The organism is Kluyvera sp. EC_51 (assembly GCF_019584505.1).
Classification (GTDB): domain Bacteria; phylum Pseudomonadota; class Gammaproteobacteria; order Enterobacterales; family Enterobacteriaceae; genus Kluyvera; species Kluyvera sichuanensis.
In genome coordinates, this window is the sequence record NZ_VDAG01000006.1 from 80,145 (window position 1) to 93,229 (window position 13,085).

At 53.2% G+C, this 13,085-nt stretch carries 13 protein-coding genes and 7 tRNA genes; all 20 read right to left on the reverse strand.

Features of this window, described 5'->3' with window-relative positions; translation table 11 throughout:
* Window positions 1-156: 156 nt before the first annotated feature.
* Window positions 157-232 (reverse strand) — tRNA-Lys (locus tag FHC49_RS01885).
* A gap of 35 nt (window positions 233-267) precedes the next feature.
* A tRNA-Lys gene (locus FHC49_RS01890) sits at window positions 268-343 on the reverse strand.
* Between the two features lie 147 nt (window positions 344-490).
* Window positions 491-566: transfer RNA gene (locus FHC49_RS01895), tRNA-Lys, on the reverse strand.
* A gap of 3 nt (window positions 567-569) precedes the next feature.
* Window positions 570-645, reverse strand: a tRNA-Val gene (locus FHC49_RS01900).
* Between the two features lie 51 nt (window positions 646-696).
* Window positions 697-772 (reverse strand) — tRNA-Lys (locus FHC49_RS01905).
* Between the two features lie 2 nt (window positions 773-774).
* Window positions 775-850, reverse strand: a tRNA-Val gene (locus FHC49_RS01910).
* 26 nt (window positions 851-876) lie between these two features.
* Window positions 877-952 (reverse strand) — tRNA-Lys (locus tag FHC49_RS01915).
* A gap of 165 nt (window positions 953-1,117) precedes the next feature.
* Window positions 1,118-1,921 carry a cell division protein CpoB gene (cpoB, locus tag FHC49_RS01920; RefSeq protein WP_220438435.1) on the reverse strand — a complete coding sequence of 268 codons (804 nt, stop codon included), beginning with the start codon at window positions 1,919-1,921 and terminating at the stop codon, window positions 1,118-1,120.
* A gap of 9 nt (window positions 1,922-1,930) precedes the next feature.
* A complete protein-coding gene (pal, locus tag FHC49_RS01925) occupies window positions 1,931-2,452 on the reverse strand; it encodes a peptidoglycan-associated lipoprotein Pal (protein ID WP_185669327.1) in 522 nt (173 codons plus the stop codon).
* A 34-nt stretch (window positions 2,453-2,486) separates the two neighbouring features.
* Entirely contained in the window at window positions 2,487-3,779 is a 1,293-nt protein-coding gene (tolB, locus tag FHC49_RS01930; protein ID WP_185669366.1) for a Tol-Pal system beta propeller repeat protein TolB, read from the reverse strand.
* Window positions 3,780-3,911: 132 nt separating this feature from the next.
* On the reverse strand, window positions 3,912-5,195 hold the full coding sequence (tolA, locus tag FHC49_RS01935) for a cell envelope integrity protein TolA (RefSeq protein WP_185669328.1): 1,284 nt from the start codon (window positions 5,193-5,195) through the stop codon (window positions 3,912-3,914).
* 97 nt (window positions 5,196-5,292) lie between these two features.
* Complete coding sequence (gene tolR / locus FHC49_RS01940; protein ID WP_035892731.1) at window positions 5,293-5,721, reverse strand: colicin uptake protein TolR; 429 nt, start codon at window positions 5,719-5,721, stop codon at window positions 5,293-5,295.
* A gap of 3 nt (window positions 5,722-5,724) precedes the next feature.
* Window positions 5,725-6,417 (reverse strand): Tol-Pal system protein TolQ, encoded by a 693-nt coding sequence (gene tolQ / locus FHC49_RS01945; protein WP_185669329.1) that lies wholly within the window; start codon window positions 6,415-6,417, stop codon window positions 5,725-5,727.
* Window positions 6,414-6,818 carry a tol-pal system-associated acyl-CoA thioesterase gene (gene ybgC / locus FHC49_RS01950; protein ID WP_035892730.1) on the reverse strand — a complete coding sequence of 135 codons (405 nt, stop codon included), beginning with the start codon at window positions 6,816-6,818 and terminating at the stop codon, window positions 6,414-6,416. The genes tolQ and ybgC overlap by 4 nt, the downstream gene beginning before the upstream one ends.
* A gap of 145 nt (window positions 6,819-6,963) precedes the next feature.
* Complete coding sequence (ybgE, locus tag FHC49_RS01955) at window positions 6,964-7,260, reverse strand: cyd operon protein YbgE (protein WP_035892729.1); 297 nt, start codon at window positions 7,258-7,260, stop codon at window positions 6,964-6,966.
* Window positions 7,260-7,373, reverse strand: coding sequence for a cytochrome bd-I oxidase subunit CydX (gene cydX, locus FHC49_RS01960; protein ID WP_003858598.1), 114 nt, complete (start codon window positions 7,371-7,373; stop codon window positions 7,260-7,262). The genes ybgE and cydX overlap by 1 nt, the downstream gene beginning before the upstream one ends.
* A 14-nt stretch (window positions 7,374-7,387) precedes the next feature.
* Window positions 7,388-8,527 (reverse strand): cytochrome d ubiquinol oxidase subunit II, encoded by a 1,140-nt coding sequence (gene cydB, locus FHC49_RS01965; protein WP_185669330.1) that lies wholly within the window; start codon window positions 8,525-8,527, stop codon window positions 7,388-7,390.
* Between the two features lie 15 nt (window positions 8,528-8,542).
* A complete protein-coding gene (gene cydA / locus FHC49_RS01970) occupies window positions 8,543-10,105 on the reverse strand; it encodes a cytochrome ubiquinol oxidase subunit I (protein WP_185669367.1) in 1,563 nt (520 codons plus the stop codon).
* An 861-nt stretch (window positions 10,106-10,966) separates the two neighbouring features.
* Window positions 10,967-11,836, reverse strand: a complete 870-nt coding sequence (sucD, locus tag FHC49_RS01975; protein ID WP_166514885.1) for a succinate--CoA ligase subunit alpha — start codon at window positions 11,834-11,836, stop codon at window positions 10,967-10,969.
* Entirely contained in the window at window positions 11,836-13,002 is a 1,167-nt protein-coding gene (gene sucC / locus FHC49_RS01980) for an ADP-forming succinate--CoA ligase subunit beta (protein ID WP_003022927.1), read from the reverse strand. Before sucC ends, sucD begins: the two co-directional genes overlap by 1 nt.
* Between the last annotated feature and the right edge of the window lie 83 nt (window positions 13,003-13,085).

The window sequence follows — 13,085 nt, forward strand, 5'->3', positions numbered from 1 at the left end:
CCCGGAGTCGGCGCGTTGCACCTCGTCCGGGCTATAGACAAACGCAACCGTAGCCCGGCCGAGCGTCAGCGACGCCAGGAAGGCTCTAAAATTTAAATGAAGGCAGGTATCAAATCGCAGATAGCAAAAAGGCGCCTTTAGGGCGCCTTTTTACATTGGTGGGTCGTGCAGGATTCGAACCTGCGACCAATTGATTAAAAGTCAACTGCTCTACCAACTGAGCTAACGACCCCTTGGGTAAGGGTTACTGCTTAAATCATTTCAGGATGGTGGGGCGTGCAGGATTCGAACCTGCGACCAATTGATTAAAAGTCAACTGCTCTACCAACTGAGCTAACGCCCCATTAGGGTGCGCCTGAAAGATTTTTTTACTCGAGACCACCATTAAGATGGTGGGACGTGCAGGATGACTCGACTTCGTCTTGCCCTACGGGCCGTTGCTAAAGCAACGTTATCCTTCACGTTCAACATCAGAGTACGATGTTAAAATTGGTGGGGCGTGCAGGATTCGAACCTGCGACCAATTGATTAAAAGTCAACTGCTCTACCAACTGAGCTAACGCCCCGAGTGGTGGGTGATGACGGGATCGAACCGCCGACCCCCTCCTTGTAAGGGAGGTGCTCTCCCAGCTGAGCTAATCACCCGATACTGCGCTGGATACTACCTACTGCTTTCACCGTGCCCACCATAAATGATGGTGGGGCGTGCAGGATTCGAACCTGCGACCAATTGATTAAAAGTCAACTGCTCTACCAACTGAGCTAACGCCCCGGTGGTGGGTGATGACGGGATCGAACCGCCGACCCCCTCCTTGTAAGGGAGGTGCTCTCCCAGCTGAGCTAATCACCCGATACTACGCTGGATACTGCTTTAAGTGGTGGGTCGTGCAGGATTCGAACCTGCGACCAATTGATTAAAAGTCAACTGCTCTACCAACTGAGCTAACGACCCACTTTTTTCGCCACTTTCAGGATGTTTGATATCCCTTGGGGACGGCGGCATATATTACTGAATTCAGAATTCAGCGCAACAAATATTTCGACAAAGATCACTTAACTGCTTATGTTTCATGCGGCAAGACCAGAAATAAAACAATTTCTGGTCTTACTTCGCGCATTACAGCCCACTAAGACGTTTTTGCGCCTGTTTTGCACCGTCGGTACCTGGGTATTTGCTGACAACCTGCTGGTATACCGCTTTTGCTTTAGCGGTATCACCCTTGTCCTGCATGATGACCCCAACCTTAAACATCGCGTCAGCCGCCTTTGGCGACTTCGGATAGTTTTTCACCACCGACGCAAAATAGTACGCCGCATCATCTTTTTTACCCTTGTTGTAATTCAGCTGCCCCAGCCAATAATTTGCATTCGGCTGGTAGGTTGAATCAGGGTATTTTTTGATGAAGTTCTGAAACGCAGCAATGGCATCATCCTGGCGAGCGTTATCCTTCACCAGCGCGATAGCCGCGTTGTAATCGGTATTGGCATCACCCGTCTGTACCGGCACACCAGAAGCTGCTGCAGGGGCATTACCGCCCGCAGATGCTGCTGGAGCCGCCGCTGCAGGCGCTGCACCGCTCTGGTCGCCCGTCGCTGGAGCTGCTCCACCACCGCCGTTCAGGCTGTCAATCTGCAGCATAATCTGCTTTTGACGATCGACGACCTGATTCAGCTGGTACTGACTTTCCTGGATCTGTCCGCGGAGAGCGTCAATATCAGTCTGATTATCGGAGAGTTGCTGCTGGAGTTGGGTTAAAAGCTGACTGTGAGCGTTAGAAATACGCTCGAGTTGGGTGACACGGTCTTCGACCGAGCCTGAGCCGACACTACTGATTGGCGCCTGAGCAAAAGCGGCCCAGGGGGCCGCTATGCCAACCAGTAACGACAGACTCAACATGTGATGTCTGAAGTTACTGCTCATGCAATTCTCTTAGTAAACCAGTACGGCACGACGGTTTTTGGAGTAAGCCGCTTCGTCGTGACCCAGTACTGCAGGTTTTTCTTTACCGTAAGAAACGATGGAGATCTGGTCAGCAGAAACGCCTTTACCCTGCAGGTACATTTTAACAGCGTTTGCACGACGTTCACCCAGGGAGATGTTGTACTCAGGAGTACCACGTTCGTCCGCGTGACCTTCTACGGTGACTTTGTAAGATGGGTTGCTACGCAGGAAGTTAGCGTGAGCATCCAGCATCGCAGCGAAGTCAGAACGGATATCGTACTTGTCCAGATCGAAGTAAACGATGTTGTTCTGCTGCAGCTGCTGCATCTGAAGGCGAGCTTGCTCTTCAGAAGACATGTTGCCGCTACCGTTCGCATCCATACCAGTGCCGGCACCCAGCATGCCTTCGCCGCTCTGGTCATTGCTAGCGTTCTTGTTAGAAGAACATGCCGCGATTGCCATAACAGGCAGAGCGATCATCAGCCCTTTCAGCACTTTGTTCAGTTGCATTTCTATGATTCCTTTAGTAATCAATTAATTATTATTACAGATACGGCGACCAGGCAGGGAATTTGACCTGTCCATCAGTTGCCGGAAGACGCGCTTTGAAACGCCCATCTGTAGAAACCAGATTCAGCACGGATCCCATCCCCTGAGAAGAGCTGTAGATAACCATAGTGCCGTTAGGTGCCAGACTTGGCGTTTCGTCCAGGAACGTTGACGACAGTACTTGTACGCCACCCGCTACCAGATCCTGCTTAGCAATGTGCTGCTGGCCGTTAGCCGAGCTGACCATTACCATAAACTTGCCGTCGCTGCTGACATCAGCATCCTGGTTCTGTGAACCTTCCCAGGTAATACGCTGCGGAGCACCGCCGTTGACGTTAACTTTATACACCTGTGGACGACCGGCCTGGTCAGACGTAAATGCCAGGTTCTGGCTGTCCGGGAACCAGGTTGGTTCAGTGTTGTTGCTGCGACCGTTGGTCACTTGACGAATCTGACCAGAGCCCAGGTCCATCACGTACAGGTTCAGGCTACCGGTTTTCGACAGTGCGAATGCCAGTTTAGAACCATCAGGCGAGAACGCTGGCGCGCCGTTGTGCTGCGGGAACGAGGCAATCTGACGCACTGCGCCGTTAGCCAGGGTCTGCACTACCAGCGCTGAGCGACCGCTTTCGAAGGTCACATAAGCCACTTTAGAGCCGTCTGGAGACCATGCTGGAGACATCAGCGGCTGCGGAGAACGGTGAACCACGAACTGGTTGTAACCGTCGTAGTCAGAAACGCGCAGCTCGTACGGGAACTGGCCGCCGTTGGTCTGAACAACGTAAGCAATACGGGTACGGAACGCGCCTTTGATCCCCGTCAGCTTCTCGAACACTTCGTCACTGGCAGTGTGACCGGCATAACGCAGCCACTGCTTGTTAACTTTGTAGGTGTTCTGTGCCAGCACGGAGCCAGGGGCACCGCCGGTATCCACCAGTTGATAAGAGACATTATAGCTGCCATCAGCGTTAGGGCTCACCTGCCCGACAACAACGGCATCAATGCCCAGCGCAGACCATGCGGCTGGCTGAACTTCCTGAGCGCTGCCCGGCTGCTGAGGCAGACGAGAACGATCTAATGGGTTAAATTTCCCGCTGTTACGCAGGTCGGCACCCACAATGCCGCCAATATCTTCAGGCGCAGCACCTGGCCCCGCCCACTGGAAAGGAACGACACCAATTGGGCGTGCCGAGTCCACCCCCTGGGTGATCTCGATACGTACTTCTGCGTGCAGCACGGCTGCCCACAGCATCAGAAAACCAAACGCTACTCGTAATGCCTGCTTCATCATTTCTCCCTTATCCAGGCGGAAAGCCCACGATAATTTAGCAGAATGTTAACAAACTAAAATACACAAAACTACCAAAACCCTGCGACGATCTCGCCATTATTTTTCGCGTACTTCCGCGAAAAATAATTACTATGGCTTGAAGTCCAGCGGCGCATTTTTAAAGGTCTGCCAGATCGCTTGTGACGGCGGTTTCGGGAACTTGGTCATCCGGTTTGTCGCTGCCAGCATCTGCTGGCAGAACGCCGGATCGCCGCCTTCCGTCTTCACGCTGAGCACGGTGCCATCTTCAGCCAGGTTCACACGCAACGTACAGGTCTTCCCTTGATAGGTATCCCAGTCATACAGATGACCTTTGATCGCCGCCTGAACCTGAGCAATATAGGACGCAATTTCAGCCTGCGACGCACCGCCCTGCCCTGGCTTATTACCTTTAGCAGGAGAGTTACCACCTGCGCTACCGCTGGTATTGCCTTTCGGCGCATTCTTACCAGAGCTGAGATCACCCAGCAGGTCGTCAACGCCGGAAGAAGCAGCGGCTTTCTCAGCGGCAGCCTTCTTCGCGGCGGCGGCTTTGTCAGCGGCAGCTTTCTTGTCCGCAGCCGCTTTTTCAGCAGCGGCGGCTTTCTTATCTGCAGCCGCTTTGGCAGCAGCAGCGGCCTTATCGGCAGCGGCTTTTTCAGCGGCAGCAGCAGCCTTCTCGGCAGCAGCAGCAGCTTTCTCTTCCGCGGCTTTTTCAGCTGCCGCTTTCTTCGCTGCTTCGGCTGCCGCTTTCTTCTCGGCATCCGCAGCCGCTTTCGCGGCGGCAGCTTCGGCTACCTTTTTAGCATCGGCAGCCGCTTTCGCTGCTTCCGCTTCTGCTTTTTTCTGCGCATCAGCAGCGGCTTTTTTCGCAGCTTCTGCCGCGACTTTAGCCTGAGCATCGGCTTTTGCTTTGGCATCAGCGGCCGCTTTCACCGCCGCATCAGCTGCAGCTTTCGCCTGGGCATCCGCCTTCGCTTTTGCATCGGCCGCTGCTTTTGCCGCCGCTTCTTCAGCCTGCTTCTGCTGCTGCTGTGCTTCTTTGGCCGCTTCCTGAGCCTGCAAACGCTCTTTTTCCAGCGCTTTTAAACGTTCCTGTTCGGCAGCCTGTTTTTCACGTAACTCTTCAGCCTGCTGCTGAGCCTGCTTTTCACGTTGCTCTTGCGCACGTTTCGAGCTGGATTGCTGCTGCTGTTGACGATTATAGTTCTCAACGACCGCGCCGGGATCGACCATGACGGCGTCGATGGACGAACCGCCACCGCCGCCCGCAGAAGCCTCTATATGCTCATCGAACGAGCTCCAGATCAGCGCCGCAAACAGAATGACGTGCAGCACTGCTGAAATAATTATCGCTCGTTTAAGCTTGTCGTTTTGTTCGGTTGCCTTTGACACTCTCGGTTCCCAAAAACTGTTCACCCGTTACTTAATAACGCGCGCAACAGGCCGGAAGCGGCCTGTCACCCTGCGCGTTTGCGCGGCATATCGCAGGTTAAATTGGCTGAGTCATTAACCCGACCGATTTCACCCCGGCGCTGTGTAACAGGTTAAGCGCTTTAATTATTTCATCGTAAGGCACGTCTTTCGCGCCCCCAATTAAGAAGACCGTTTTCGGATTCGCCTGTAAGCGGCGCTGCGCTTCTGCAACAACCTGTTCAGGCGGCAGTTGCGGCATCTTCTCCTGACCGACGTTCACGCTGTATTGTCCAACACCGGACACTTCAACGATAACCGGCGGTTCATCGTTACTGCTTACCGCCTGCGATTCGGTTGCATCAGGAAGATCCACTTCCACGCTCTGCGTAATGATCGGCGCTGTCGCCATAAAGATCAGCAGCAGTACCAACAACACATCCAGCAGCGGAACGATGTTAATTTCGGACTTCAGTTCGCGACGCCCGCGTCCACGTGCTCTGGCCATGGCTTACCCCTTGTTGCTCTCGCTGACGGTAAAAGCCTGACGGTGCAGAATGGCGGTGAACTCTTCCATAAAGTTGTCGTAGTTCAGTTCCAGTTTGTTCACGCGTTGGTTCAGGCGGTTGTACGCCATAACCGCTGGAATTGCCGCAAACAGACCAATAGCGGTGGCGATCAGCGCTTCCGCGATCCCTGGTGCAACCATCTGCAGCGTAGCCTGTTTCACCGCGCCCAGCGCGATAAAGGCGTGCATGATCCCCCATACGGTACCAAACAGGCCGATATAAGGACTGATGGAACCCACGGTGCCGAGGAACGGAATGTGCGTTTCCAGCGTTTCCAGTTCGCGGTTCATGGAGATACGCATCGCACGCGAGGCCCCTTCCACAATCGCTTCCGGCGCATGGCTGTTCGCACGGTGTAAGCGCGCAAACTCTTTAAAGCCGCTGTAGAAGATCTGCTCCGATCCCGCGAGGTTTTCGCGACGCCCCTGGCTCTCCTGATACAGGCGAGACAGCTCGATACCGGACCAGAATTTATCTTCAAACGCTTCAGCTTCGCGGCTTGCCGCGTTGAGGATGCGCGTTCTCTGGATGATGATGGCCCAGGAGGCGATTGAAAAACCAATCAAAATCAACATGATAAGTTTAACCAGAAGGCTAGCCTTCAGGAACAAATCAAGGATGTTCATGTCAGTCACTGCTTAAACTCCGCGACAATAGACTTGGGAAGCGCACGAGGCTTCATGATGAGTGGATCAACACAGACAATCAGGACTTCTGCTTCGTTCAGTACCTTATTCTCAGCGTTGACAATTCGCTGCGTGAACACCATGGAGGTACCACGCATTGATGTAATTTCTGTCTGGACTTCGAGCATATCGTCGAGTCGGGCAGCCGCAAAATACTCCAGCGTCATTTTACGCACAACAAAGGCCACCCTCTCCGCCAGCAGAACCTGCTGACTGAAGTGGTGGTGCCGCAGCATCTCTGTGCGTGCTCTTTCATAGAAAGCGACATAGCTAGCGTGGTAAACCACACCACCGGCGTCGGTATCTTCGTAATAGACCCGAACCGGCCATCGAAACAGCGTTGTATTCACTTTACATCCCAGTAATGCAAAAAATTTTTGGGTTTTTGAACTTCGCTACTATACGCGCGGGAAAGATGGTTTGGAATGGGGGGAAGTAAACGGAGAGTAAATTTTTATGGGCTTATGCAAGCCCATTATCATCAGGCGATAATTTTCAACGATAGAAGAAGAAAATCAAACCAGCCAGCAGTACCAGATCGGCGATGAGCGGACAAAAAATCCCCTGCCAGTGAACCGTACGCAGACGGAAGCCTACGCCGTGGATCACCCCTGCACACACTGACCACATCAACAAGAAACCGTGCCAGATTTCCAGTTCGCTGGTCTTCGCCGCGAAACGCGTCGGATCCCAGAAGATGCAGCCTGCCAGCAGCAGGGCCATAACAAGGGAAAGCGCCCGCAAGGGGCGCTTATCCATTATCGCGTATAACATTGCGATAACATTTTTCATCAGTGCTTTTCTTCACCCGCTTTGGTTGCTTCGACGTGCTCTAACGCCAGCGCGGTGATCACGCCGAATGCACAGGCAAGAAGCGTTCCCAAAATCCATGCGAAATACCACATATTCAGCTCCTTACTTAGTACAGAGAGTGGGTGTTGCGTTCGATGTCTTCTTTGGTGATGCGACCGAACATTTTCCAGTAACACCAGGTGGTGTAGGCCAGAATAATCGGCACGAAGACAGCGGCGACATAGGTCATCAGGTTCAGCGTCATCTGGCTAGACGTCGCATCCCACATGGTCAGGCTCGCGTTCATCATTGTGCTGGAAGGCATAATGAACGGGAACATAGCAATACCAGCGGTCAGGATAATGCACGCCAGCGTCAGTGAGGAGAACAGGAACGCCCACGCGCCTTTATCCGCCTTGGTGGTCAGGATAGTCAGCAGCGGCAGCACCACGCCCAGAGCAGGAATCGCCCACAGCGCTGGCATGTTGTTGAAGTTCACCATCCACGCACCGGCTTCACGCGCCACTTCTTTGGTCAGTGGGTTAGACGGGCCGGAGTGATCCAGAACCGATTTCACCACATAGCCATCGATGCCGTAGTAAACCCAGACGCCTGCCAATGCGAAGCACACCAGGGTTACCAGCGCCGTCACCATAGAGACGTTGCGGGTACGCAGGTGCAGTTCGCCCACGGTACGCATCTGCAGGTAGGTTGCGCCCTGCGTCAGGATCATCGCGACGCTAACAATACCTGCCAGCAGACCAAACGGATTCAGCAGCTGGAAGAAGTTACCGGTGTAGTACAGACGCATGTATTCATCGACGTGGAACGGTACGCCCTGCAGCAGGTTACCGAACGCGACGCCAATCACCAGCGGCGGCACGAAACTACCGATAAAGATGCCCCAGTCCCACATGTTGCGCCAGCGGGTGTCTTCAATCTTAGAGCGGTAGTCAAAACCGACCGGACGGAAGAACAAGGACGCCAGCACCAGAATCATCGCTACGTAGAAGCCGGAGAAGGCAGCGGCATACACCATCGGCCACGCAGCGAACAGCGCGCCACCGGCGGTGATGAGCCACACCTGGTTACCGTCCCAGTGCGGAGCGATGGAGTTAATCATGATTCGACGCTCGGTGTCGTTACGACCGAGGAAGCGGGTGAGCATGCCCACCCCCATGTCGAAGCCATCGGCGACGGCAAAACCAATCAGCAGAATGCCAATCAGTAGCCACCAGATAAAACGCAATACTTCATAATCGATCATTTGACGACTCCTGTCTTAGCGTGCCGGCTGAGCGGTAGGCTGCTCATAGTGGTAACGACCGGTTTTCAGGCTGCTAGGTCCACGGCGAGCGAATTTGAACATCAGGTACAGCTCCGCCACGAGGAACAGGGTGTACAGGCCGCAAATCAACACCATCGAGAAGATCAGGTCGCCCGCGGTCAGGCTGGAGTTCGCCACTGCCGTCGGCAGCACCTCACCAATCGCCCACGGCTGACGGCCGTATTCCGCCACAAACCAGCCGGATTCGATAGCAATCCACGGCAGCGGAATCGCGTACAGCGCGGTGCGCAGCAGCCATTTTTTCTCGCCAATCTTGTTACGAATGACCGTCCAGAAGGAGGTCGCAATAATCAGCAGCATCAGGATGCCGCAGCCCACCATGATACGGAACGCAAAGTACAGCGGCGCAACGCGTGGGATAGAATCTTTGGTTGCCATCTGGATCTGTGCTTCAGTCGCATCAGACACGTTCGGCGTATAGCGCTTCAGCAGCAAACCGTAGCCCAGGTCTTTCTTCACGTGGTTAAACTCATCGCGAATGGCCTGGTCGGTAGAGCCGCTACGCAGTTGCTCAAGCAGTGCATACGCCTTCATACCGTTACGGATACGCTCTTCGTGCTGCACCATCAGATCTTTCAGACCGGTAACCTGCTTATCAACAGAACGGGTCGCGATGATGCCCAGCGCGTAAGGAATTTGAATGGCGAAGTGGTTTTCCTGCGCATCCTGGTCAGGAATACCAAACAGGGTAAAGGCGGCCGGTGCTGGCTGCGTTTCCCACTCGGCTTCAATCGCAGCCAGTTTGGTTTTCTGTACGTCACCCATTTCGTAACCAGATTCATCACCCAGAACGATAACGGAGAGGATAGCCGCCATGCCGAAGCTGGCTGCAATCGCGAAGGAACGCTTAGCGAAGGCGAAGTCACGGCCGCGCAGCATGTAGTAGGAGCTGATACCGAGAACGAACATCGCGCCGCAGACGTAGCCAGATGCCACGGTATGGACGAATTTCACCTGAGCGACTGGGTTCAGGACCAGCTCGGAGAAGCTGACCATTTCCATACGCATGGTTTCGAAGTTGAAATCAGATGCAATCGGGTTCTGCATCCAGCCGTTCGCCACGAGGATCCACAGTGCAGACAGGTTGGAGCCCAGGGCTACCAGCCAGGTCACCGCCATGTGCTGGACTTTACCCAGACGATCCCAACCGAAGAAGAACAGACCTACAAAGGTAGATTCGAGGAAGAAGGCCATCAGACCTTCGATGGCCAGCGGCGCACCGAAGATATCGCCCACGTAGTGGGAATAGTACGACCAGTTAGTCCCGAACTGGAACTCCATGGTCAGACCGGTCGCCACACCCAGCGCAAAGTTGATACCAAACAACTTGCCCCAGAACTTGGTCATATCTTTATAAATCTGTTTGCCGGAAAGGACGTAAACCGTTTCCATGATTGCCAGCAGGAACGCCATACCGAGCGTTAGCGGAACAAACAGGAAGTGGTACATCGCGGTCAAGGCAAACTGTAAGCGCGACAGTTCGACTATATCTAACATCATGACTCCTTGCTCATCGCATGAAGACTCCGAGAATGAACCCGTAGACCGGGATTCAAACACATGCCCCAATACAAATTGATTTGTCCCCTTCCCTACAACCGCCCCTTGGTGAGCACCGGAAACAGCCATAAGCGAAAGTTACAAACGTGTTAATAAAAAACTCAATTGATCCCTAAAATATATTACGCTGTAAAACCCTTACAATAAACAGGTTTTTATTGGAGAAGTTTTACGTTTTTCGATGGTGATCAATTTATAGCGAATCAAGCATTATCCAGCCAGTTTGATCCACGACAATTTAGCCGTTTTAGCCACTGATAGCCAGTGATTACATATTGATTTAAATCAACTTAACGCGAGATTGTTAATTATGTTTTTAATTGAATATTATGATGAACAAAATGTTAACGATGTGTTTTTAATTTGACTTTGATGGTTATCAAATGAAGTGAAATTAGACGTGAAGGTAATTAGATTTAACCTTGCCAGGTGCGAATAAGCACAATTCCCCCGTATAGTTTAAAGTAGACCGTCCCTCATTTTTTTCCACATCGCACATTGCATTATGATGCAAATAACATTTCATTTACTTTAAATATTAATAAATTAACATTTGCAGATGTCACCGCCATTTCCACCCTGCTGACAAATGATTTTGTTTGGCTATTGTTTGCACAAAAAACAGGCGACAGTAACTGACGCAGTTAAAATTAACCCACGTGTACAACGTTGCAACAATCAGGGAGGGGGAACGACAAAAAAAAGGCCACCCAAGGGCGGCCAACCATGTCGAAACAAGACATATAAGGCTCCCTCTTCCCTGTATGCGCGGGAATTCAGTGAGGGAGCAGAGAGGATTTACTTAATGACGGACTTCAGCGCTTCACCGATGTCAGCCAGGCTGCGAACGGTCTTCACGCCAGCGGCTTCCAGGGCAGCAAATTTCTCATCAGCGGTACCTTTACCACCGGCAATGATGGCGCCTGCGTGGCCCATACGCTTGCCTTTTGGCGCGGTAACGCCTGCGATGTAGCCAACAACCGGCTTGGTGACGTGTTCTTTGATGTAGGCCGCCGCTTCTTCTTCCGCGCTACCACCGATTTCACCGATCATCACGATCGCTTCGGTCTGCGGGTCTTCCTGGAACAGCTTCAGGATATCGATGAAGTTAGAGCCTGGGATCGGGTCGCCGCCGATGCCCACACAGGTAGACTGGCCGAAACCGTAGTCAGTGGTCTGCTTAACCGCTTCGTAAGTCAGGGTGCCGGAACGGGAGACGATACCCACTTTACCTGGCTTGTGAATGTGACCCGGCATGATGCCGATTTTGCATTCGCCCGGGGTGATAACACCTGGGCAGTTCGGGCCAATCATGCGCACGCCGGCTTCATCCAGTTTCACCTTCACGGTCAGCATATCCAGCGTAGGGATACCTTCGGTGATGGTGATGATCAGTTTGATGCCTGCATCGATAGCTTCCAGGATAGAGTCTTTGCAGAACGGTGCTGGAACGTAGATAACGGTGGCGGTTGCGCCCGTTGCTTCTACCGCTTCACGCACGGTATTGAACACTGGCAGGCCCAGATGAGTGGTGCCGCCTTTGCCTGGGGTTACGCCGCCAACCATCTGCGTACCGTAAGCAATCGCTTGTTCGGAGTGGAAAGAACCCTGGCTACCGGTGAAGCCCTGGCAGATAACCTTGGTGTTTTTATCGATTAAAATGGACATTATTTCCCCTCCACTGCGGCAACAACCTGCTGTGCTGCGTCCGTCAGACTTTTCGCTGCAATAATATTCAGGCCGCTGTCAGCCAGTTTCTTCGCGCCGAGTTCGGCGTTGTTGCCTTCCAGACGAACAACAACCGGGACGTTAACGCCCACTTCTGCTACCGCGCCGATGATACCGTCAGCGATCAGGTCGCAACGTACGATACCGCCGAAGATGTTAACCAGAACGGCTTTAACATTGTCATCAGAGAGGATGATTTTAAACGCTTCAGTCACGCGCTCTTTGGTTGCGCCGCCGCCAACGTCCAGGAAGTTCGCTGGTTCGCCGCCGTGCAGTTTAACGATGTCCATGGTGCCCATTGCCAGGCCCGCACCGTTAACCATGCAACCGATGTTGCCATCAAGTGCAACGTAGTTCAGTTCCCACTGTGCAGCCTGCGCTTCACGTGGATCTTCCTGAGACTGGTCACGCATTTCGCGCAGGTCAGCCTGACGGAACAGTGCGTTGCCGTCAGCGCCCAGTTTGCCGTCGAGGCAGATCAGGTCGCCCTGCTTGGTCACGACCAGCGGGTTGATTTCGATAAGCGCCAGGTCGCGCTCCAGGAAAATCGTTGCCAGACCCATGAAGATCTTGGTGAACTGCTGAACCTGTTTACCTTCCAGACCCAGTTTGAACGCCAGTTCACGACCCTGGTAAGGCATTGGGCCTGCCAGCGGATCCAGCGCAACTTTGTGGATCAGGTGCGGGGTTTCTTCCGCCACTTTTTCAATTTCTACGCCGCCTTCGGTAGAGGCCATAAAGACCACGCGACGGGAGCTACGGTCAACAACCGCGCCCAGGTACAGTTCTTTACCGATGTCGGTCGCGGCTTCAACCAGAATCTGGTTAACCGGCTGGCCGTGTGCATCCGTCTGGTAGGTTACCAGGCGTTTGCCCAGCCAATGTTCTGCAAAAGCGCGAATGTCTTCTTTAGAGTTTACGACCTTCACACCGCCCGCTTTACCGCGGCCACCAGCGTGAACCTGACATTTCACTACCCACGGGCCAGCGCCGATTTTTGAAGCGGCTTCTTCTGCTTCACGCGGAGTAGTACAGGCATAACCCACCGGAGCCGGTAAGCCATAGCGGGCAAAGAGTTGTTTTGCCTGATATTCATGTAAGTTCATGTGTTCTATCCATCCTATAAAATGTTGTTGAGTTGTTGTCTGGAACTCTGGTGGGCCTCCCGGCGTCACTCCGTTCGGCCGGG